At 69.3% G+C, this 21,080-nt stretch carries 18 protein-coding genes and 1 pseudogene; 10 read left to right on the forward strand and 9 right to left on the reverse strand.

Annotated features, from left to right (window positions below; translation table 11 throughout):
- Positions 1–816, forward strand: coding sequence for an enoyl-CoA hydratase-related protein (locus I6A60_RS09285; RefSeq protein ID WP_203014386.1), 816 nt, complete (start codon positions 1–3; stop codon positions 814–816).
- 46 nt (positions 817–862) lie between these two features.
- Here I6A60_RS09285 and I6A60_RS09290 read toward each other — a convergent pair whose 3' ends face one another.
- Positions 863–1,969, reverse strand: coding sequence for an acyl-CoA dehydrogenase family protein (locus I6A60_RS09290; protein WP_203055593.1), 1,107 nt, complete (start codon positions 1,967–1,969; stop codon positions 863–865).
- Between the two features lie 90 nt (positions 1,970–2,059).
- Complete coding sequence (locus I6A60_RS09295) at positions 2,060–2,809, reverse strand: NIPSNAP family protein (RefSeq protein WP_203024840.1); 750 nt, start codon at positions 2,807–2,809, stop codon at positions 2,060–2,062.
- Between the two features lie 270 nt (positions 2,810–3,079).
- Between I6A60_RS09295 and I6A60_RS09300 the strand changes: the two genes are divergently transcribed.
- From I6A60_RS09300 to I6A60_RS09315, 4 genes are all read left to right on the forward strand, one after another.
- Positions 3,080–4,390: a thiamine pyrophosphate-binding protein gene (locus I6A60_RS09300; protein WP_203055594.1), complete on the forward strand. Its 1,311-nt coding sequence runs from the start codon at positions 3,080–3,082 to the stop codon at positions 4,388–4,390.
- Positions 4,391–4,525: 135 nt separating this feature from the next.
- Positions 4,526–5,809, forward strand: coding sequence for an amidohydrolase family protein (locus I6A60_RS09305; RefSeq protein ID WP_203055595.1), 1,284 nt, complete (start codon positions 4,526–4,528; stop codon positions 5,807–5,809).
- A 90-nt stretch (positions 5,810–5,899) separates the two neighbouring features.
- Entirely contained in the window at positions 5,900–6,040 is a 141-nt protein-coding gene (locus I6A60_RS09310; protein ID WP_203018231.1) for a hypothetical protein, read from the forward strand.
- Positions 6,041–6,069: 29 nt separating this feature from the next.
- The gene (locus tag I6A60_RS09315; protein ID WP_203018233.1) at positions 6,070–6,561 is read left to right on the forward strand and encodes a histidine phosphatase family protein; all 492 of its coding nucleotides are present in this window, start codon (positions 6,070–6,072) and stop codon (positions 6,559–6,561) included.
- 104 nt (positions 6,562–6,665) lie between these two features.
- Here I6A60_RS09315 and I6A60_RS09320 read toward each other — a convergent pair whose 3' ends face one another.
- From I6A60_RS09320 to I6A60_RS09335, 4 genes are read right to left on the reverse strand one after another with little or no spacing between them, the layout of a single operon-like run.
- Positions 6,666–7,775, reverse strand: a complete 1,110-nt coding sequence (locus tag I6A60_RS09320; protein ID WP_203018235.1) for a dihydrodipicolinate reductase — start codon at positions 7,773–7,775, stop codon at positions 6,666–6,668.
- Positions 7,776–7,810: 35 nt separating this feature from the next.
- Positions 7,811–9,532, reverse strand: a complete 1,722-nt coding sequence (locus tag I6A60_RS09325; RefSeq protein ID WP_203018237.1) for a class I adenylate-forming enzyme family protein — start codon at positions 9,530–9,532, stop codon at positions 7,811–7,813.
- Positions 9,533–9,584: 52 nt separating this feature from the next.
- Positions 9,585–10,730: a thiolase family protein gene (locus I6A60_RS09330; protein WP_203018239.1), complete on the reverse strand. Its 1,146-nt coding sequence runs from the start codon at positions 10,728–10,730 to the stop codon at positions 9,585–9,587.
- 10 nt (positions 10,731–10,740) lie between these two features.
- Positions 10,741–11,175 carry a Zn-ribbon domain-containing OB-fold protein gene (locus I6A60_RS09335; RefSeq protein WP_203018247.1) on the reverse strand — a complete coding sequence of 145 codons (435 nt, stop codon included), beginning with the start codon at positions 11,173–11,175 and terminating at the stop codon, positions 10,741–10,743.
- A 728-nt stretch (positions 11,176–11,903) separates the two neighbouring features.
- Here I6A60_RS09335 and I6A60_RS09340 point away from each other — a divergent pair.
- From I6A60_RS09340 to I6A60_RS09355, 4 genes are all read left to right on the forward strand, one after another.
- Positions 11,904–12,128 (forward strand): hypothetical protein, encoded by a 225-nt coding sequence (locus tag I6A60_RS09340; RefSeq protein ID WP_203018249.1) that lies wholly within the window; start codon positions 11,904–11,906, stop codon positions 12,126–12,128.
- Between the two features lie 445 nt (positions 12,129–12,573).
- Complete coding sequence (locus I6A60_RS09345) at positions 12,574–14,505, forward strand: TIR domain-containing protein (protein WP_203018251.1); 1,932 nt, start codon at positions 12,574–12,576, stop codon at positions 14,503–14,505.
- Positions 14,506–14,552: 47 nt separating this feature from the next.
- Complete coding sequence (locus I6A60_RS09350) at positions 14,553–16,757, forward strand: SAV_2336 N-terminal domain-related protein (RefSeq protein ID WP_203018253.1); 2,205 nt, start codon at positions 14,553–14,555, stop codon at positions 16,755–16,757.
- A gap of 1,062 nt (positions 16,758–17,819) precedes the next feature.
- Positions 17,820–18,002 (forward strand): hypothetical protein, encoded by a 183-nt coding sequence (locus I6A60_RS09355; RefSeq protein WP_203018255.1) that lies wholly within the window; start codon positions 17,820–17,822, stop codon positions 18,000–18,002.
- A gap of 117 nt (positions 18,003–18,119) precedes the next feature.
- Here the strand turns inward: I6A60_RS09355 and I6A60_RS09360 are convergent, their stop codons facing one another.
- The 3 genes from I6A60_RS09360 to I6A60_RS09370 all read right to left on the reverse strand — a co-directional run bounded on the left by I6A60_RS09360 (position 18,120) and on the right by I6A60_RS09370 (position 20,552).
- Entirely contained in the window at positions 18,120–18,599 is a 480-nt protein-coding gene (locus I6A60_RS09360; RefSeq protein ID WP_203018257.1) for an MEKHLA domain-containing protein, read from the reverse strand.
- Between the two features lie 126 nt (positions 18,600–18,725).
- Positions 18,726–19,517: a VCBS repeat-containing protein gene (locus tag I6A60_RS41450; RefSeq protein WP_238435079.1), complete on the reverse strand. Its 792-nt coding sequence runs from the start codon at positions 19,515–19,517 to the stop codon at positions 18,726–18,728.
- 213 nt (positions 19,518–19,730) lie between these two features.
- Positions 19,731–20,552, reverse strand: a complete 822-nt coding sequence (locus I6A60_RS09370; protein WP_203018259.1) for a TetR/AcrR family transcriptional regulator — start codon at positions 20,550–20,552, stop codon at positions 19,731–19,733.
- A gap of 223 nt (positions 20,553–20,775) precedes the next feature.
- Between I6A60_RS09370 and I6A60_RS41455 the strand changes: the two are divergent.
- Positions 20,776–21,080: pseudogene (locus tag I6A60_RS41455) on the forward strand (hypothetical protein); the annotation flags it as partial.

Genomic DNA, 21,080 nt, shown 5'->3' on the forward strand with positions numbered 1-21,080 from the left:
ATGACGTCCGAGAACGGGGAAGCGCCGAAGCCGGAGCAGCCGGGCCGGCCCCTGGTCGCGACCGAGTCGCGCGACGGGTACGCCGTTCTGACGCTCGATGACCCCGCGCACCGCAACGCGCTGTCCCTGGAGCTGTCCAACGCGCTCGCCGCCGCGGTCGCGGCCGCGCTGGCCGACGGCGCCAGGGCGATCGTGCTGACCGCGTGCCCACCGGTGTTCTCCTCGGGCGGCAACCTGGACGACCTGATCACCCCGAAGGCGCCGCTGCGCGAGGTCTACGCCGGCATGCTGGCGGTGGCGGGAGCCCCGGTGCCGACGATCGCCGCCGTCGACGGCCCGGCGATCGGAGCGGGCGTCAACCTGCCGTTGGCCTGCGACATCGTGCTGGCCTCGCCGCGGGCCGCCTTCGACCCACGCTTCCTCGACGTCGGCATCCACCCCGGTGGCGGCCACCTGTGGCGGCTGGCGCACCGCGTCGGGCCGCAGGGCGCCGCCGCGCTCGTGCTCTGCGGTGACCGGCTGACCGGCGCGGAGGCCGCCGCCACCGGACTCGCCTGGCGTTGTGTGCCGAGCGACGAGCTGCTCGCGCGGGCCTGTGCCCTGGCCGCCCGTGCCGCGGGCCGGCCGGCCGAACTCGTCGCGCGCACGAAGGAGACGCTGCGGGCGAGCCTCGCCGTCACCTCCGCCCAAGCGGCCGTCGAGCTTGAGCTCGAAGCGCAGGAGTGGTCGGTCGGCCGACCCGGCTTCGCCGACCATGTACGGGCCCTGCGCGACCAGCTGCGGGCGGCCCGCGAGGCCAAGGCCGCCAGGGGCTGAGACCGGCGTTGGCGGGGCGCCGGCCAACCGGTGCCCCGCGAGCCGTCTAGAGCTGGCTGGCCAGCAGTTCCCGGTGGTGGACCGGGTCGCCGAACAGGACGCGGGAGCTCTTCGCGCGCTTGAGGTACAGGTGCGCCGGGTGCTCCCAGGTGAAGCCGATCCCGCCGTGGACCTGGATGTTCTCGGCGGCGGCGTGCACGTACGCGTCCGAGCAGAAGGCCTTCGCCAGACTGGTGACCAGCGCGAACTCGGGGTCGTCCGGCCGCTGGGCCGCCGCCGTCGCCGCGTAGGAGGCCGAGCGCGCCGACTCGACCTCGACCAGCACGTCTGCGAGCTTGTGCTTGACGGCCTGGAACGAGCCGATCGGCCGGCCGAACTGGACCCGCGTCTTGGCATAGTCGACCGCCATGTCGAGCACCCTGGCGGCACCGCCGACCTGCTCCGCGGCCAGCGCCACGATCGCCAGCCGGATCGCGCGCTCGATCGCGGGCCAGGCCTCGCCCTCGGCGCCGATGAGGCGCGCGGGCACGCCGGCCAGGTCGAGCCGGGCCTGCCGGCGGGTCTGGTCCAGGGTGGCCAGGCGGGTGCGGGTCAGCCCGTCGGCCTCGCCGTCGACGGCGAACAGGCCGATCCCGGCACCGGTCCGCGCCGCGACGAGGACCAGCTCGGCGGTCGCGCCGTCGAGCACGAACGTCTTGGTGCCCGAGACGCGCCAGCCGCCGGCCGCGTGCTCGGCGGTCGCCTGGATGGAGCCCGCCTCCCAGCGCCCGTCGGCCTCGGCCACCGCGAGCGTCGCTACCGTGCCGGCGGCGAGGCCGGGCAGCAGGTCGCTGGCCGCCGCGTCGTCGCCGGCGGCCAGCAGGGCCTGCGCGGCGGTGACGGTGGCCAGGTACGGCGCGCACAGCAGCGCCGCGCCGGTCTCCTCGGCGACGACGCCGATCTCGGCGAACCCGTAGCCGACGCCGCCGAGCTCCTCCGGGATGCCCAGACCCAGGATCCCCAGGTCGTCGGCCAGCGCCCGCCACACCGCCGGGTCCCACCCGGTCGCCGTCGTCATGCTCGCCCGCACGGCGTCCTCACCGGACACGTCGGCCAGAAACTCCCGGACGACCGCGCGCAGCTGCTCGCGTTCCTCACTGAACGACACACTCATCCGGGCCTCCCAGCTCCGCGAACCTGGCGACGACGTTTCTGGCGACGACGTTGTTGGCGACAATGTTCTTGGCGACGACCCGCCAAGGGGCTAGAGGTCCGCCCAGCCCTCGTGCCGGTCGGCCCGGCTGGGCTGGCGGCCGAGACGCAGCGGCGCGAGCGGCGCGTCCCGCATCAGGAACCGGCCGTTGGACTCGCTCACCTCGAACAGCCGCTTGCGCCAGCGCTCGACGCTGCCGCCGAACGTGGCCGCCTTCTCCAGCTCGGCCCACGCCTGCATACTCTCGATCGCCCACAGCAGGATGCACTCGGAGTCGTCCGCGAGCGCGGTCCGGAAGGCGCCGATGAGCTTCCAGCCGAACGGCTCGAACACCGGTACCGCCTCGGCGGCGACGATCTCCAGGAAGTCCCGGGCAGTGCCGCGCGGGACCCTGACCATCTCGTGCGCGTACACGTCGCCGCGGACGCCGTCGGCGCACAGCTGGGAGATCGTCGGCGACCACGGCGTCGGCACGATGACCCGGTCGAGGCCGCCGCTGCGGTAGGTCGCGGCCTCCTCCCACCACTTGGCGAGCTTCGGGTCCTGGAAGGTGGCCGACTTCGTCTCGTGGTCCAGGCCCGCGGCCAGGCCGTCGAAGCCGTCCTCCTCCCACATGTTGACGACCTGCGGCCAGCGGCCCGTGGTCCCGATGACGCCCCAGACGCCGTAGCAGAGCTGGTCGCGCTCCTCCTGGGCGATCGGGCTCCAGTTCGCCGTCATGTGGTGGACGTAGTTCGCCCGGTTCGACCCGCGGATGTCGATGAACTCGTGGGTGTAGACCTTCGTGTTCTCGCTGCTCATCTGGTCGGCCCTTCTGCGCGCCGCGCCGCCGGCCGCGTGGCGAGAAGATCGGTTGCGCGGGTCGGTGCTGGTGAGTCATGGTGTGCCGGCGAGCGGAGACGCGTCGCCCCAGCCGTCTTCTCCACCGCGGGGCTGGCGGTGGAGAAGACGGTGGCCGGGGTTCGGCGCTCGGTCGCGTCCCGGGCTGCTCAGTTGGCCAGGGACGGCGAGCCGCTCATGTGTAGATTGTATATAACATACCTTCCAGGTCTGGGAGGGACGAGAAGACGCATGGCACTCGGGGACTGGCTGAGCCGCCAGGGGATTCCTTTCGTGATCGAGACGCCCGGCGGGTCGGGTCGGCCCATCCCCGGTCTGCGTTCGGTGCCCGCTCCGGACCTCGACTGCGCGTACGCGCTGGCCGAGGCCGTGGCGACGATGGGCCCTGGCGTCGCCACGCTCTGGGACGGCGACGTGCTCACGTTCGTGTCCCGGCGGGTGGACCCCGGTGAGCCGACGGTCGCCCGGACGTTGCCGGGGCTCGCGACCGCCGTCGAGACGACCCGCAAGCTGGGCGCCGGCAGCCTGGCCGTCCGGCCGGCGTTCGACCTGGCGGCCGACGCGGGGCCCGCGAACGCGGTCGCACCCGGGTTCGACCCGAGCCTCGCGGCTCGGCTGACGGGCACGTCCTGGCTACCGGGAAGCGAGCTGGTCGCCGACCTGGTGCTGGCCGGCCGTGGCGTCGTGCGCGCCGGCGCGGTGCCCGCGCTGCAGGAGCTGGCCGCCCGCACCGGCCTCGGCGTCCTCAACGTCTTCACCGCGAAGGGCGTGTTCCGCTGGGACAGCCCGTTCCACCTGGGCACCGGCTGCCTGCAGGAACGCGACCTCGCGCTGGCCGGCGCGCATCCGGACGCCGTCGTCGTCGGGGTCGGCCTCGACGACGACGAGTGCCCGCCGGCGCTGTTCGCCGCGGCGGGGCTCGACCCGGCCCGCGTCGTCACGCTTGACCCGGCCGACCTTCCGGCCGCGGCCGAGACGCTGCGGGCCCGGATTCCCGTCGTAGCGGGCGGCGAACGGCCCGCGCTCTACCGTGATCTCTCCGCCGTCGTCGGCCCGCTCTACGCCGAGACGGCCGGGCCGCTGAACCCCGCCTGCGCGGCCGCGGACCTAGCCGCCGTGCTGCCTGCGCATGGATCGGTTTTCTCCGAGCCGGGACCGGCCGCACACTGGTTGGGACGGACCTTCTCCACGGTTCGGCTCGGCAGCGTCCGGGTGCCGGCGGCCGGCGGTGCCGGCCTGGCCATCGCCGGGGCGATCGCTGCCGGGCTGACCGGGGCGGGTGTCGCCGTGGCCGTGGTCGACCGGGTGCCGGACGACGGCGTCGCCGCGGGCTGCCTGCGCTGGGCCGACGAGCTGGGGCTGACCGTCGTCGTCGAGGTCTGGGGCGACGACGGCGAGCCGCTGTCGTCGGCCGAGCACCGCGCGGCGGTCACCGCCCGGCTCGCCCAGGGCGGCGTCGGTGTCCTGGAGCTGCCGGTCGACTACGCGGCGCTGACCGCGCTGGTCGCGGCGGCCGGGCCCGTCGTGGCCTGGGGCGGCTGACCACGGCGGTGGCCTGGACTCCGCGCTGAAAACTGAAATATTAAAAGGAATCCGACTTCGACAGCACGACCCGACCCGGCGGCCACGACCCAACCGGAGCTCTGGCAGCCCACGACCCCGCGAGCGGAGACTGGCATGCAAGCCGACGACCTCATCCTGATCAGTGTCGATGACCACCTGGTCGAGCCACCCGACATGTTCAAGGGCAGGCTGCCCGCGAAGTTCGACGATGTCGCCCCGAAGGTCGTCCGTCGCGACGACGGTTCCGACGTCTGGACCTTCAACGGCACCGTCATCCCGAACGTCGGCCTCAACGCCGTCGCGGGCCGGCCGAAGGAGGAGTACGGCGTCGAGCCGACGTCCTTCGAGGAGATGCGCCCGGGCTGTTTCGACATCCATGAGCGGGTCAAGGACATGAACGCGGCCGGCGTGCTCGGCTCGATGTGCTTCCCGTCCTTCCCTGGCTTCGCCGCGCGGCTGTTCGCGGCGGCGGAGGACAAGGAGCTGGCGCTCTCGGTCGTGCAGGCCTACAACGACTGGCACATCGACGAGTGGTGTGGCACCTACCCGGGCCGTTTCATCCCGATGGCGCTGCCGGTGCTGTGGGACCCGGAGCTGGCCGCGAAGGAGGTCAGGCGGGTCGCTGCCAAGGGTGTGCACTCGTTGACCTTCACGGAGAACCCGGCGACGCTGGGCTATCCGAGCTTCCACGACAGTCACTGGGATCCGCTGTGGAAGGCGCTGGTCGACACCGACACGGTGATGTCGATCCATCTCGGCTCGTCGGGCAAGCTGACCCTGACCGCGCCGGACGCGCCGATGGACGTTCTGATCACTCTGCAGCCGATGAACATCTGTCAGGCCGCTGCCGACCTGCTCTGGTCGCGTGTGATCAAGGACTTCCCGGACATCAAGATCGCGTTGTCCGAGGGTGGGACCGGTTGGATTCCGTACTTCCTGGAGCGTGTCGACCGCACGTACGACATGCACCACCTGTGGACTGGCCAGAACTTCGGCGGCAAGCTGCCGAGTGAGGTCTTTCGGGAGCACTTCCTGACGTGTTTCATCGAGGACCCGATCGGCGTCGCGACGCGGAACAAGATCGGTATCGACAACATCTCGTGGGAGTGTGACTACCCGCACTCCGACTCGACCTGGCCGTACCCGGGCGAGGAGCTGCTCAAGGCCTGTGACGGCGTGCCGGACGACGAGATCAACAAGATGACCTACGAGAACGCCTGCCGCTGGTACTCGTTCGACCCGTTCCAGCACCGTTCCAAGGCCGACTCCACCGTTGGTGCGCTGCGCGCCGAGGCCGCCGGCCACGACGTCTCGACCCGGTCCTTCGACCAGGGCCGTTTCGAGATCACGCACGGTGGCATCTCGCTCGGCGAGATGACAGCACGCGCCACCGCCTGACGGCGGTCTGAGACCTCAGTACGCCCGGCGCGCCTCCGCGCCCGCGCTGTCCTGCGGCCGGAGACGGTTCGTTCCTGGGATGGTGTGGTGGTGGCCGTGATCTGGACGACGGGTGTGACGGACGACCGTGCCGTCGGGGGAGCCGCGGGCTGGACCGGGCTGTGCTGCCGCGAGGCGGCCGACGGGCCGGTCGTGACCGGGGGGATTGTGCCGTCCGGCACCGGGGCATGACCACGCCTTCCGCCCGGCGGTTGGTCGTTATGCGGCATGCGAAGTCCGCCTGGCCGGAGGTGGACGACCATTCCCGGCCGTTGGCTCCCCGCGGCCGCCGGGACGCCCCTGCCGCCGGACGCTGGTTGCGTGAGGCACGCATCGTGCCTGACCGCGTCGTGTGCTCCACGGCGTTGCGCACCCGGGAGACATGGGACCTGGCTGGCTCCGAGTTGGGCGCCGAACAGGCCGTGCTCTACGACCGGCGCCTCTACGAGGCGAGCGCCGACGAGGTCCTCGCCGTGGTGAGGGGGACGCCCGACGAGGTACGGACGCTGCTGATCATCGGTCACAACCCCGCCATGCAGGAGGTGACCCTGACGCTGGCCGGTGATGCCGTCGATGACGCCCGCGATCAGGTTCGGGTCGCCTTCCCGACGGCCGCGATCGCCGTGCTGTCCTGCCCGCAACGGTGGTCGGCGCTCGCGCCGGGGTGTGCCCTGCTGACCGCGATCGCCGTACCGCGCGGCGCGAAGCGCTGACCCCCGTTGATCGCGAACACACCGTCAGCTCGACGGCAGCGGATCCAGTTGCAGCTCGCCGATCGTGCACCGAACCGGGGACCGCGGCTCGTCGTCCGGACGCGTCAGTGCGCGCGTCGCACGTTGCGACTGACGGGATGGCCGACGTCACGTGGGCCAAGCAGGCCGGGCCCCGCGGCACACACCGCTGGGATGGCGTTGACGAGGGGCATCGCCGTGCTCTTTCCGGCGGTGATGAAGGCGAAATGGCGGGAATTCCCGGTCCTCGCCGTGCCGTCGGACGCGGCCGATGGGGCGGATACCTGATGCTCAAGGGTGAACGACGGGTTGCCCTCGACCTCGATCCGGAACGCGAACACCTCCGGCCCGAAGGGCCCCTTCCACTGTGGCCCAGACCCCATCCCGACCCGGTCGACATGCTCGACGACCGCGACCGGGCGCCCGCCGTTCAGCGCCTGCAACTCGAATCGGACGACGGAGGCGGTGCCCGCGTGGACCGTTCCGAAGCCGGTCTCGATGTCGTGGTCGAGCGAATCGGTCTCGTAGACGGTGTTCCAGTCCTCGATGTCGACTCCCATCGCGTCGCACAGTTCCCGCAAGGTCGGCTCCCACATCTGCCGCAGGAAGCCACCCTTCACGAGAACTGGCTCGAAGCCCGGCTTCTGCCCGAAGCCGAAGTACTCGCGGCAGACGTATTCTGCCTCGTAGCCACCCCAGTAGCCGAGCTCGCAGACGCGGACACATTCGACCTCGTCGGCCATTCGCAACGCGGCGATAGCAAGATCCGTGGTTGCCCAGCCGGGGTCCGACCCGGAGAAGAACGCGCTGCTGTTCCCCCTGGCACAGGCTTCGTGTACGTGGGCGAACTCGGCCGGGACGTCTGGCGGGTACCCCCAGGCGAAGACCGAGGCTGTGACAGCGTTGACACCCGATTCGAGGAACCGGCAGACGTCGTTCGCCGCATCGAGCTCGCGAGCGATGCTGTTGCTCTGGTAGGAAAGGCAGTCCGGCGCCAGGTCGAGAAGCTCGTCCCAGTTGTTGGTGGTGCGGACACCGGTGGCTTCGCGGCCGATGAACGTGCCGGCATCCTTGCCGATCTTCTCCGGCGACTGGACGTACATGCCGACCAGTTCGAGCTCGGGATGATTGAGGATCCCGTCCAGCGTGGCTCGGCCGATCAGCCCTGTGCCGCTGTGCACTACCCGCAATACCACTACGTCCTCCTCGTCCTGATGCCGTTCGCCGGGTCTCAGTCGCTCGCTTCCCCGTCCAGCCCTCGGCCGCTCGCCTTGTCGGCGTCGGTGACCTGAGCACGGATGACGTGCTTGAGCAGCTTGCCGGTGGCCGTGCGGGGGAGCGGATCGTGGGCGATACGCCAGCGGGTGGGCACCTTGTAGTGCGCGAGGGTGGCCCGGCACCAGGCGGCGAGGTCAGGCTCGTCGAGCGTCGCGCCCGGCCGGACGACGACGGCCGCGCACACCGCATCGCCGGTCAGCGCGTCGTCGACGGCGAGGACGGCGGCCTCGACGACGTCCGGGTGGGCCTCGAGCTGGTGCTCCACCTCGGTTGGTGTGACGTTCTCGGCGCTGACCAGGATCATGTCGCGGGCCCTGCTGTCGATGTACAGCAGGCCGTCGACGATGCGACCGACGTCGCCCATCGCCAGCCAGCCGCCCTCCTTGAGAACCGCGCCCGAATGCTCCGGGTCGTTCCAGTAGCCGAGCATGAGATAGGGGCTGCGGATGTGTACCTCGCCGAGCGCGCCGTCGGGTACGGCGGCTCCGAGCGGGTCGCGTAGCTGGATCGTCGTGGTGACGGTGGCCCGGCCGGTGGAGGTCGGGTGCCGTTCGAGGGCCGGGCCGCTGAGGTTGGCGACGACGGCCACGCTCTCGGTGCTGGCATAGCCGATACTCAGGGCTCTGGACGCCTTGGGGAACGCCGCACGGATCGTCTGTTGCACGGCTGGGCTGACCGGCGCGCCGCCGACTCCCAGGTGAGCCAGGCTGCTCGTGTCGAACTGGTCGCGTCCCGGGAACGCGCAGACCCGGGGCGCCGCACTGCCCAGAGCGAGCCAACTGGTGATCCGTTCGCGTTCGATCGTGGCGAGCACACGCTCAGGATCGAAGCGTCCCGGCAGGAGCACGCCCGCCGAGCCGGCCGACGCCGCGCGCAGCACGACGCCGTAGAGCATCGAGGTGTGAAACAGCGGCGAGGTCACCAACACGACGTCGTCGCGGGTGGGAAGGTCGTCGACGGAGGCCGGCACTGGCCGGCCCATCGAGGTCATCGCCAGCATCTCCGGGAACCTGTTGACCTGCTCGAGGCCGCACAGCCCGCGGTGCGAGGTGCTCACGGCCTTCGGCCGGCCGGTCGTGCCGCTGGTGAAGATGAGGACGGCGGGGTCGTCCTCGCCTACAGCCGCCCGCGCCGGGTGCCTGCCGTGGTGAGCCGCGATGAGGTCAGGCACCTCGTCGAGGTTGAGTAGCGGAACTGTGCTGGTGGCCTCGGCCGCGCGGGTCAGACGCGCTGTGTCGCCGATGATCAGCGATGGCTCGACCAGCGCGCAGGCATGGGCGAACTCGCTGGACGTCCACCAGCTGTTGAACGCCGCGGGGATGGCGCCGGTGGTAGCGATCGCCCAGAAGGCTACGACCCACTCCCAGCGGTTGGCGGCGTAGATCGCGACGCGGTCACCCGGCTGCACGTCGTGCCGCTGCGCCAGGGCGACAGCCAAGGCGTCGACATGTTCACGATGGGTCGCGAAACTGAGCCGAACGTCGCCGTCGACCAGGTAGAGCCGCTCACCGAATCGGGCTGTCTGGTCGAGAAGCTCTCGAAGGGACCTGGCGCGCTGCCGGAACACCCGCATCCGTACGTCGCGCACGTTCTCGTCGACGAGCTCGAAGTACGACCCGGGCGCCAGCAGCGCGGCTCGCGTGACGTCACCGTCTTGGCGCAGGTCTTGCGTCATCCGCAACCGCCGGTTGCCCCTGTTCGTCTGCGGAGGCGGCCGACGCCGGGGATCACCGCGAGAGGATGGTGACAGCGGCGGTGCCGGGAGCGCCGTAGACCTGCGCGTAGCCCACCCGTGGGTTGCCGGGGATCTGTCGGTCGCCGGCCTGCCCGCGCAGCTGGCGGACCAGCTCGTGTACCTGCCGCAGCCCGGACGCGCCGATCGGCTCGCCGTTCGCGATCAGCCCGCCGTCGGTGTTGACCGGCAGCCGGCCGCCGATCTCGGTGGCGCCCTCCGCGAGCAGCTTCTCCTGCTCGCCGTCGGCGCAGAAGCCGTTCTCGGCGAGATGGATGACCTCGGCGCCGGCGTCGGTGTCCTGCAGCTGCACGACGTCGACGTCCTCGGGGCCGATCCCGGCCTGCTCGTAGGCCGCGCGCGACGCGTACACCGTCGGTGCCGCGTCCTCCTCGACGGCCGCCCACGTGGTGTTCACCTCGTAGGCGCCGTAACGGCGGGTGCGGATGGCCGAGGCGCGCACGAAGACCGGCGTGTCGGTGTAGCGAGGCGCCACGTCCGCCCGGCACAGGACGACGGCCGCCGCGCCCTCGTCCGGGGCGCAGAACATGTACTGCGTCAGCGGGTAGTTGAGCACGGGCGAGGCCAGGATGTCGTCCTCCGAGATCGGCTTGCGCCGGAAGGCGTTCGGGTTGAGCGCGCCGTTGCGGAAGTTCTTCGCCGCGACCCGGGCAAGCGTCCGGGAGGTGATGCCGTGGTCGTGCATGTAGCGATTGATCTTCATGCCGAAGAACTTCGTGGTGACGTACTGGCCGTTCTCCGCGTACCACGACGGCATGTTCACCAGCATCGGGTCCTCGACGAAGGCCCCGCGCGGGTGCTTGTCCAGGCCGACGGCGACGGCGATCTCACACTGGCCGGCCAGAATCGCGTTGGTCGCCGTCTGGATCGCGCTCGACGCGGTGGCGCAGGCGTTGAAGACGTTGATGAAAGGGATCCCGGTCAGCCCGAGCAGCCCGGTCAGCGGGTCGGTCTGCGCGACCTCCCAGCTGCCGCCGCAGGCGAACTGCACGTCCGCCCAGGTCACGCCCGCGTCGGCGAGCGCCAGGTCGATGGCCTCGGCGCCCATGGCGAAGGCGGTCTTGGCACCGAACCGGCCGAAGGGATGAAGGCCCGCGCCGATAATCGCTACATCGTTCATGCTGGACTCCTCAGGCCCCGTCACCGTTACCGGGAACCGGCGCGAAGGCGAAGGTCATGACCTCGTTGGCGGCGTCGTCTACGTAGAAGGGAACGACGGCCAGCTCGACCTCCATGCCGATGCGCAGCTTCGCCGGGTCGTTCTCCGTCAACCGCGACTCGACTCGGATGACGTCGGCCAGCTGAACGAGGCCGACCCCGAACGGCTCAAAGCGGTCCGCCTTCTCGGAGCCGGCGTAGGGCAGCTTCGGCACGAAGCCCTGCGTCGTCCAGGCCACGAGTGTGCCGCGACGAGGCAGGAGCGACTCGACCATGCTGGACCGTCCACACCGGGGACAACGATCCTGCGCGGGGAAGGTCGTCGCCCCGCAGTCGCCGCACCGGCTGCCGATGAGCTGTGGCGCGTCGTCCGGCCAGGTGAAGACCTGAGCCAGTGGTGTCTGCATCTGCGTCGCCCTCTCGTCGACCAGCGATGCCCCGCACCGTAACACGAAATCTCTAGAGGTTTTAGCTCTGAGGGCGGTATCGACGCGGCCTCGGTTCGGTCGGCGGCGGGTAGTTGGAGCAGCGAGGCCCTCGCGGAGGTCGGCGGTGGGGGAGCTGAGCTCCAGGGCGAGGGCCTGGTTGTCGAGGGCAAGCCGCCAGCGAGCCCACCCGAGGACGACTGGGGTCCGTGACCTGCGAAAACGCAGGCAGATCAGGCCCGCGCGAGGTGTCTGCCGATCACCAACCGCTGGAAGTGGTTGGTGCCTTCGAAGATCTGCATGAACTTCGCTCATGAAGATCGACTTGTGCGGTGACCTGCGAAGATTCGCAGTGAGCGAGAGACGATCATTCGCGTGGCCACATCCGGTCCACGGTGCGAGAGAGGTGGTCGGGTCGGCGGGTGTTGCGCGGTCATGCGGACGCCCGGAATTGGCCGTCGGCATCCGGCGGGTTCCTCAGCGTGTCTGCTACAGACGTGCCGTCTTGTCCCAGCTGCCGGTGGCGCGGGTGTGCCCGTCTGCAGTGAACGCCACCGGCCACACGTTGTCGGTGTGGCCGGTGAGGGACGCGCCCATCGGTCCGGGATCGGCGGGTGATGGCGGGGTGGCTTGGGGATACCGGGCTCGTGGACCGGTGGGGCGTCTCGGGCGGGTACCGGGAACGCCGGGGCAGTCGTGGGCTTGATGGCGTGCCCGACGGGCTGCCCATTCCGATCATCGTTCGTCCCTGTGCCCCCGACAGTTGGCTCGGCGCGATCCAGCCGATCGATCTGGTGGGCCTCAGCGAATCGGCGGCTCGCGACGCGCTTGTCGGCGGACTGTTCGCGGCGTGGCCGGAATGGACGGGCTCGCCACGGCGCGCGCCTGGGCGGAGCGGAGCCGATAGCGCGTCAGACCCGTTCAACGGCAACTGAGTTGCCTCGCTGGGTGCGTTCGCGGACCACGACCCCTGTTAGCCCGGCAGCGAGGTCCGCGACACGAGACGCCGCATGAGCGTGTTCAGTGCCACGTCGCCGACAGGCGGGAGAGCCGGTCGCTTCAGCGAGGGTAAGTCTTCGACGGTGGGGTCGGCGTTTCTTGTTGGAGGTAGAGGAGCCGCCGGCCTGTCCCGTCGAGATGAGACAAATCATGGCAAAAACCCTGAACAGCCCACCTGGCGTGAATGTGCACGCGACCGCCCGCCGCTCGAGAAATGAGTGCGGACGCCGCGGCTGCAGACGCGACTCCACGGTGGGCGGTGCTACCCCGCCTTGTGACGCCTCCGGGCTGCGGTGGACACTTACCGCATGGACTACGGGGGTCCGGCGCTCGGCGTGCCGCCAAGTGTGCCTCAATCAAGATCATCGCGCCGGGGTGGCCATGCGCAGCGAGTTTGACTTCTACCTCAGCTACGCACCCGGGGATGAGGCCTGGGCGGACTGGATAGCATGGCAGCTGGAGGAGCTGCGGGCCGTCGACGGTCGGCCCGTGGGGGTGTTCGTCAAGTCGTGGGACCTCGTTCCGGGAACCCACGACGTGGCTATGATGAATACGACGCTGTCAAAGACAATCACGGTTCTGCCAGTCGTCTCGGCTTCGTACGTCGATGCGTCACGACAAGGTGTGGTCGAATGGCTGAGTGTTTGGCGAGATGATCCCGCTGGCGCGCGGCGACGGATCGTTCCGGTGCGGGTCGAGGAGTGCGATCCAGAGGGGCTGCTCGCTCCGCTGACGCCCATCGACCTTGTCGGTATGGACGAGGCCGGGGCATCCGCCGCTCTACTCGACGGGATTCATGCCGCGCTTGTGGGGCGACGTCGACCCACAAACGCGCCGACGTTTCCGCCGAATGAGTCGAGAAATCGGCGGCCGCCTTTCTACCCTGGAACCTCTTCCGCGCTCTCCGAAGTCGGCGGGCCGAGTTCATCCAGATCACCCGAAGATGAACCGCTCGGGCAGGGAAGAAATGTAGCCGTCTTCGCGCCGGTAGCGCCCGCCAGTCCTGTCGGCGTTCCTGACCTACTCGGCGAATCCGTTCGCCGGCTCTACAGCGAGGTGTTTACACGGTGCGGTGAGGTGCTGACAGCGGACGGCTGGACCGGCGCCGCGCTGAACAGCCTGCGGGACCGCCTTCACCAGCGCCATGCTGCTGACCCCACGGACACCGATGTTCATCGTGCGTTCGATCTGGCGGGACCGATGGCACGTGCGGCCACCGCGAAAATGATCATTCAGTCTCTCTGCGCGGCCGAGCCCGACGTGCTCCTGACCTCGACAGTGCTCCGGATCTTTCACCGCGAGAACGGGTACATGCCCCGAGCGGGTTCTCTGGACGAACTGCTGGTCAGGGCCGCCAGCGCCGAAGACCAGGACTCGATGCCGCTCGACCCGCTCTACCGTTTCGTCATCGGTGCGGCCAGTAGGGCCGGCGCTTCTTCGGCGGCCCTCACCCGCGAGCCCGCGGCAGCCTGGATCGCGGACTCCGGGTTCTCGACCGAGGACTTCGTCGACTATCTGGAGAGCACGGGAAACCGGCGGGCGTGGCTCCTTGTCCATCTTGGCGACGAACGGGTACGTGCTCGCTCCATCTGGCCTGACACGGTCTCCGCCACGTTGTTCTGCGACGGTTCCCCGCCTCGGCGCATGGCAGCCGAGCTGCTTTCGGAACGCTCGGAGCGTGGCCTGCGGCGCGCACTGCGAACAGTTCTGGACCAGGCCATGGCCGCCACGGGCCGGGATCTCATGGTCGACCTGGCGACGCCCGAGGCACTGCTGACCCTTGGCATCGAGCATTGGGATCTCGTCAGAGAGCCGGACGGATGGGTCGACTTGACGGCAGGCTTTGATCCGCGACTGCGCTGGTCGGCGCGCCTTCACGACGGACGGAGACGGACGAAGGTCGAGCAGCACACGGCACGGACAGCAGCGACGGTCGGCATGTGGGCACGGCCTGCTGGCGTCGTGCCAGGCCTGGCTCGCAGGACAGACGTGGTGACGTGGCTGCGGACCGAGGGGGCCGCTCCCTACTTGATCCTCAGCGCGGCGACCGAGCCCCATGGTTCACTCCAGACGCTTCTCGTGGAGGGTTGCGGATTCCTGTTGGTGCTCTCCGCTTCGACCGCCGTCGCGGAAAAAATTCTGATGAATGCCGATGCTGTTCCGGACACCGCACGCCGAGATGAGCTCCCCGAGCGTCTGGCGGCAAGCCGGGCGGTCGGTCCGGGCGTGGCCATGATCTGGGACGATCCGCGCGGACGCGGCCCCTTCCGGCTGCCGCAGGTACCACTTCAAGACGCCAGCAGTCGTCAGTGACCCGGCAGTCATCGGCCGGGCGAATAACCGAGGTACTCGCCGAAACGGTGAAACTTGCGAACGCGTTTCAGGCATTCGAGCGCGTGCGCGGTTCGGGGGACGACGGTGAACGCGGTCTGGCGGTCGCGCGACGACGGCATCTCGATGTAGCGGTCGTCGTCGACGCGGGGGCGGGTGTGGCCGTGTGGAAGAACAGCCTGGATCGACTCGTGACAGCCCTCGAAGCAGCCGATGTGTTCCGCGCTGTGGACCGCTGGCAGGTTGTTGTGAGCGAAAGGGGCGCGGCCGAGGTCGGCGGGCGCCTCCGGCTCCAGAACGACCATGGCGATGCTTGGCCACCGGAACGCCTCGTCGATCCCAGCGGACGGCGCCTCGTGCTTCTGGCCACGGATGCCGTCGCGGACCACTGGGCCGAACCCGACATCTGGCGAGCGCTCACGAACTGGGCGCGGCGCATGCCGACCTCGATCGTGCACATGCTGCCCGCTCAATACTGGTCATCCACCGCCCTCGGCCTGCCCGATGCGGCTGCCCGCGCGGCGAGCCCCGCGGCTCCCAATGAGATGCTCGACGTGGACGTCGCTTGGTGGTCGGCCGAGTATGGACAGGTCGCTGAGGGCGGTCGCGAGGCACCATTGTCGGTGCCGGTCCTCACCTTGGATTCGACAAGTGTTCGGGAATGGGCGGCCGCTGTCGTCGACGGAAGCGGATGGGTCGCGAGCGTAACGCTGCCGGGCCAGCCTTCCGTGGCAGCGGTGTCTGCCAGCCAGATGTCGGTCGCCGCCGCCGACATTGTCTTCGCGTTCCGCGCGCGGGCCTCGCAGGCTGCCGTGAGCCTGGCCGAGCTCGTCGCTTCCGCGCCCTTGCTTTCGCTGCCGCTCATAGATCTTCTACAGTCGCGGTTCGCGCCCGAAACGGGTCCGCTGGAGCGTGCTGAGGTCTTCGTCAACGGGCTTCTTGAGCCGGCCTACCCGCCCGGCACGGGCGGATCGCCGGAGCACTACAGGTTCAGAGCGGGTGTCGCCGCCGCGCTCCGGCCCGTGCGTGACCGTGTAGAGGACTGGGCGACGCTCGAAGCGGTGAACTCGGCGCTCGCTGAGGGCACTGTCGAGGAGGCCGAGCGCGGGCCGTTTGTGATGCTGGCGGCAGATCTCACCGCTCGGCTTGGGGTTCCGGACGTCGCGCGTCAACCGCCGCGCGTGGACGACCTGGATCACACTTCGTCGTCGCAACCGCCGACCGCCGAGCTTGCTGCCGTGGACGCCGGCGAGACACCCGGCCCTGCGGCGCGGTCCGCCGCCAGGCGGAGTTCGCGCGCTGAGTCAGCACCCGAACAACCAGATCTGGCGCGAGTCGCGGACATGCTGAGCCTGCTACAAACCAGCCTTCCGCCCGTGGATCGGCTGTGCCTGCGGCGGGCGCCGGTCTCACACGTCGTCGACGCGCTGAGGAACGCAGTCGAGATCAGTATCGCGGTCAGTCTGACCAGCCGGCATGCCCGGATATTCTCTGACAATCGCGTCGACGGTTTGATCGGAGAGCTCGACAGAATCCTCATCCACACACCCCGATACCTTGATGACTACGCGCACGACCGGGATTTCTCCGTGCCCCTGACAGAGGATTTCAGGATCGCGCGAGATCGTGCCGAGAAACTTCTCCAGATTGTTACCAGGGCTCGTCGACGGGATCTGGTCGCCGGTGGCGCTCTTGATGCCGGCGCCGCATATGACGTTTACCGGAGTCGGGGCGACATCCGTGCGATCCTGTCGGACACGGGTGGGATCATAGCTGCGCTCATTGGATTGGGACGCCTCTTCAACCGCCCACAGAAGGGCAGTACGCCCCTTCAGATCGACGGCCTCAGAAGAAGACTCGACCGAACTCTGGGACTGGCCGTCGGTACAATCGCGCCGCTAGCGGGCGCTCTCGCGGATACGGTCGATGTCGACGTGACGAGAGTACTGCTGGACCAGAATCCGCGGCGACCGCTCGAGGTCAACCAACTCAGAAAAATCGCCACCGCGCTGCGGGATCTCCTGGACGAATTCACCGAAGCCGATCTTACGTCCGCGATCGACTACCCCGACCTGCGTTTTCTCCTGGAAAATGTCCGATGGTCGCGTAAGCGGACGTCGTGGCCCCAGGAATGGGAGGCGGGAGTAATGTACCGCTCAAAGAGGATCCGTGGCGATATATTTGTCGTCGGACCAGGCGCTGTTCCGGTTGACGATCAGCTGCGCCGCTCTTAGCTTGTCGTTTGACCTTTTGGCGTCGCGCTGGGTGATAGGTGCAGGTGGCGCGAGGTGGTCTGGCGCGTCGTCCTGACGTGAAACGGCCATCTGCGGACGTGGACCGTTGGTGGCAGGCCTTCCGGCCTTTGGCCAGGAGGAGTGCGAACGAAATCAGGTGGCCCACCAGTGCCAAGGAAGGTCGACCTCGGCCCCCTGCAGCGACCTTGGAGTCGACGCAGAGCAGCCGATCATATTTTATTGGCGATGTCGACGAGTTGGCGGGTGCTCGTCGGCCCACCGCTCTTACCGCAAAGATATCGGGGGACTAGGCGGACGCGAGCAACTATCATCGGAATAGCCGGCGTGCCGACGAGGCAATTCGTTGCTAGCCCGCCCGGTGAAGTGTCGCTGGCCGGATGACCGCGAGCCCACTACGCCAGTGAACAGATTCCGAGTCTCGGTGATCGGATGGCGTGGAACAAGCAGACAAATATCAGCCTGCGCACGATAATCACAATGACTATAGCCGTTCTGGCGATCGCTGCGGCCGTGACGGCCACAGTTCTTACCACCAGAATTCACGCCGCGATGCGCCCGGTACCTGCTGAGCAATCTCTCGCTCGACCAGGAAATCGGGTGCACTCATCGGGGGTCTTCATCAATACGCATCCCTCGTCCCGGTCAAATGCGATCAGCGGGCCCGGACCTTTGACCTGAACCTATGATCATCCGGGTTGGCGTCCCGGTCAGCTGCGGGCGCTGCTCACCTACGGCGACGCCGCACGCCGGCGGCCGAGCGGATCGCAGGCGGTCCCGGGTCAGGCCTGGGCCAGCCCGGCCGACCGTACCCCCGCCTCGAGGTTGTCCAGGCCGATGGGCTGCCCGCGTCCGGGTGGGGCGAGGCGATGCTCGAACGCAACAACCCGGAGATCTCACCCCGCTGCTCTGACGAGCCGGACCAGCCCCGCAAGCCCCGGGCGCTCAAACACCGTGAGATCGGCGAGGTCCGGCCGATTTCCTCGCACCCGGAGCTGGTCGGGCTCCTTCGTCGGCACATCGAATGGTTCGAAACAGGACCTGATGATTCCCGGCCTGGATCTCGTCGGCCTCAGTGAGCTCAAGATCGAGCAGCGCCTGGCCGCCGGCGCGCGGTCCTGGGTGCGGAAGGTCGACCGGCCGAACAGCAAGCCCCCAAAGCCCACGATGCCCGGCACCGCGGTCGCGCACCAGGCCATTCACCAGGACCAGCTCGGCGGGCGCTGACAGCCGTGCGCGTGGCGGCCGCTCGGGCGACAGCGGCGCGAGCCGCTCCACAAGGCCTCGGTCAGGACGTCCTTGTGTAATCCCGGCATGGTCGCTGCGCATCCACGTGAGGTTTGGTCACGCGTCGGTCCACGCGCGGATGAGGGCGGCCTGCCCTCGAAGCGTGCCCTCGCGATCCACGATGTTCCAGACCGTCGCGTCCTCGATCCAGAAGTGGCGCCCGGTCCGGGTGATCCGCCGGCCCCGGTAGTCGTTCGTGTACCCGCCACGAAGGACGTCTTTCATCAGCGTCGCGCGCTCGCCGCGGTCGGCCGGGGGAGCGGACAGCCGTGACGGCATTCCGACCATCTCGTCCCAGCGGTAACCGAAGATGCGCAGCGCGGTGGCGTTCGCGTAGACGAAGCGTGGGTCGGCCCCGCCGTCGTGTGCCAGGACCCCGAACGGTGCGTCGGCGTAAAGCCAGCGGGCGGTGGCCAGCCCGCTCTCGCTGAATGGCGGCGCAGCGCCGACAACACGCTGGTAGCTCTCCGCCAGCAGCGTGGCGAACGCGTCGTCGTGGGGGTCGCTGACCGGCGACCGCGACGGCGTGTCGGACAAGTCGCCTCCTGTCCGGCCGCGGGCCGGCGGGCATCCGCTGACGGTCCGCAGCTTATGCGCTTCGCCGACGTTCGCCGCGACGGCCGGGAGGCCGGTCCGACGCGCGTGCTGTGCGGGCGAGCAGGCTCATTGGCCTGGAAGGACGGGGCCGCAGCCGGCCTTGCCCGAATGCGCGTCATGGTCGATCGGCAGCGCGTCAAAGCCGGCAGGCGCGAAGGTCCTGGTCGACAGGGACACCAGCCGAGTGCCGTCGAACTGGTAGTCGGTCACCGTCAGCTTGTAGACGTTCGGCCCCGTGCTCGGTCCCGTCGCGGTGGCCAGCGCGGCGTTCGGTGACGACGACGGTCGGCAGGACCAGGAAGCGACGTACCCGGTCGAGCCCCCGTACGCCAGGGTGGCCTGGTTGCCGTCGAGGGTGACCAGGCCCAGGTGGCCGCCGACGTATCGGAAGAGAGTCGAGACCTGCTGCGCTGCCCCCTGGTCGACCTGGACGAACACCTCGGCGTGTCCGTCGGCGTCGGCGTCGGAGGCTCCGAGGAGGCGCACGCTGGTGGGGTCGCCGGCCTGGAAGGCGACGCTGTCCGTCCCGCCGCCGGAGTAGCGGACGAGCAGGTGGGTCCCGCTGACGCTCAGCTCGTCGGGCCGGCCGTCACCGTCGACATCGCCATCCTCCGCCGGGTGTGTCCCGGCTGGCGACGCCCCGAGTCGCGTCGAGGCCGCCCCGCCGGCCGCTGGCGCGCCCGTCGCCCCTTTTTCGGGTGCGGCCGTTGTCGGCCCCGACGGCGCAGGCCGCGATGAGGCCGCACCAGCTGTCGCCGGTGCGTCGGCGTTGTCAGAACAGCTCGCGACGGCGACGACCGCGGCGACGGCCGCTGCCATCGGGACCAGGCGGCACGCGAACGACGGGAAGGGGAACACCACAGGCTCCTTCAGGCGGGCGGGCGTGGGACACGCGCGGCCCCAACGCGGAGCTGATCGGGGCGTCAGGCCTGCCGGGCGTCCCACGGACCGCGCATCGTCGCTCCGCCAGAAGCGTAGGAACGCCACGGTCGCCCGCCAGTAGATCGTCGCGCTGACGACGGCTTTCGACCCGGTGCCGTCCCTCGGTCTCTTCTGGGGACAGAGTGGGCGTCAGGGCTTTTCGGGAAGGTGGCTGGTCACGCCGTCGAGAAAGATGGCCAGGCCGTTGTCGAAGACTTCTTCCGCTGACGTCGAGACGTAGAAGGTTCCCGCTGTCCGCAGCGCGGCGAACCGGTCCGCCGGAAGCGTGGTGAGCAGGTCGCTGAAGCCGTCCGATCCCAGCGCCCCGGCGGGAACCTGGCCGTGGCGGTTTCGCCGGATCGCCGAACTGGCCAGGAATTCCATCATGTTGATGGTAGCCAGCGCGGACCGCTCGGCCGTCAGGCCGGCTTCCAGGAAAAGCGCGAGCGCCGCGTCGATGACCCGCAGCATGTTCGGCCCGTAACCCGCCTGGGTGCGGGCAGCCGGCGGCAGCGGCACGCTGAGACTCAGCCTGCGCACCTCGCGCATCAGTGCCTCGATGTCGGCTCGCCAGCCCTGGCCGGTCCGGTCAGTCCGGATGTCGCCCATGACGTGGTCCGTGAGCAGCGCGATCAGCTCGTCCCGGCTCCCGATGTGCCGGTAGAGCGAACCGATGGTGGAATCGAGCCGTTCGGCGACGGACCGCAGGGTCAGTGCCTCGAAGCCGTCCTTCTGCAGGACGTCCAGTGTCGCGTCGATGATGCGAGCGACCGAGAGCCCTCCCTGGCGAGGCCGCCGCTTGCGCGCGGCCACGGCCCGGACGAACCACCAGCGGGCGGAACCCGCCTCGGGCGGCGTGCTCGCGCACCCGTGCGCTGTCGCCGGTGGCCCGGACAGATCCTCCTCGCTGTCGAGGACCCCCCGGCCAGCCACGTCGCCGTCGTCGCCTGCCGCGGCCGGTCGTTGCTCCATCCCCTCATTGAAACACCTGCTTGACAGGGTGTGATCTACGACCGCATACTCCACCAACCGAAAAGCAATCGGTGATTGCATAGTGGAGAGGGGTCTTGGTCGCCAGGCCGTCAGGTACCCATCGCGGTTCTCGCGAGGACGGAAGAACCGGAAGAAAATCCTCCGGATATCCGTACTGCTGGCGACCCTTCGGCGGCCTCGGAGGGCCGCGTCGGCCCGAACCGTGGGTGAACGAGAGTTCAAGATCCGCACTCCCTGCCGGCAAACAATAAGGAAGTCGCGAGGCGGCAGACTGTTCCGGCGGGCCGAGCGCACGCTTACCGCCGGTTTTCTCGTCCTGGCCGCGGGAACGCCGCTAAGCCACCTACAAAAGCCTCGAAGGAAAATGATGATCCGTAAGCGCAGGACCGTTTTAGCCGCCGCGGCAGCCGTCGGCTCGGTGCTTTTAGCCGCAGGCTGTGGCTCGTCGAGCTCGGGCGGTTCCACCGCCGGTGCGACCGGTGCGGCCACGAACAAGACGATCACTGT

It is taken from the genome of Frankia sp. AgB1.9 (genome assembly GCF_016786355.1).
Lineage (GTDB): Bacteria > Actinomycetota > Actinomycetes > Frankiales > Frankiaceae > Pseudofrankia.

What these genes read in the sequence shown, in the direction of transcription:
- I6A60_RS09355 (WP_203018255.1), top strand. Translation starts at nt 17,820, where the DNA reads ATGATTCCCGGCCTGGATCTCGTCGGCCTCAGTGAGCTCAAGATCGAG.
- I6A60_RS09290 (WP_203055593.1), bottom strand. Translation starts at nt 1,969, where the DNA reads ATGAGTGTGTCGTTCAGTGAGGAACGCGAGCAGCTGCGCGCGGTCGTC.
- I6A60_RS09325 (WP_203018237.1), bottom strand. Translation starts at nt 9,532, where the DNA reads ATGACGCAAGACCTGCGCCAAGACGGTGACGTCACGCGAGCCGCGCTG.
- I6A60_RS09300 (WP_203055594.1), top strand. Translation starts at nt 3,080, where the DNA reads ATGGCACTCGGGGACTGGCTGAGCCGCCAGGGGATTCCTTTCGTGATC.
- I6A60_RS09285 (WP_203014386.1), top strand. Translation starts at nt 1, where the DNA reads ATGACGTCCGAGAACGGGGAAGCGCCGAAGCCGGAGCAGCCGGGCCGG.
- I6A60_RS09345 (WP_203018251.1), top strand. Translation starts at nt 12,574, where the DNA reads ATGCGCAGCGAGTTTGACTTCTACCTCAGCTACGCACCCGGGGATGAG.
- I6A60_RS09315 (WP_203018233.1), top strand. Translation starts at nt 6,070, where the DNA reads ATGCGGCATGCGAAGTCCGCCTGGCCGGAGGTGGACGACCATTCCCGG.
- I6A60_RS09330 (WP_203018239.1), bottom strand. Translation starts at nt 10,730, where the DNA reads ATGAACGATGTAGCGATTATCGGCGCGGGCCTTCATCCCTTCGGCCGG.
- I6A60_RS09370 (WP_203018259.1), bottom strand. Translation starts at nt 20,552, where the DNA reads ATGGAGCAACGACCGGCCGCGGCAGGCGACGACGGCGACGTGGCTGGC.
- I6A60_RS09305 (WP_203055595.1), top strand. Translation starts at nt 4,526, where the DNA reads ATGCAAGCCGACGACCTCATCCTGATCAGTGTCGATGACCACCTGGTC.
- I6A60_RS09335 (WP_203018247.1), bottom strand. Translation starts at nt 11,175, where the DNA reads ATGCAGACACCACTGGCTCAGGTCTTCACCTGGCCGGACGACGCGCCA.
- I6A60_RS09295 (WP_203024840.1), bottom strand. Translation starts at nt 2,809, where the DNA reads ATGAGCAGCGAGAACACGAAGGTCTACACCCACGAGTTCATCGACATC.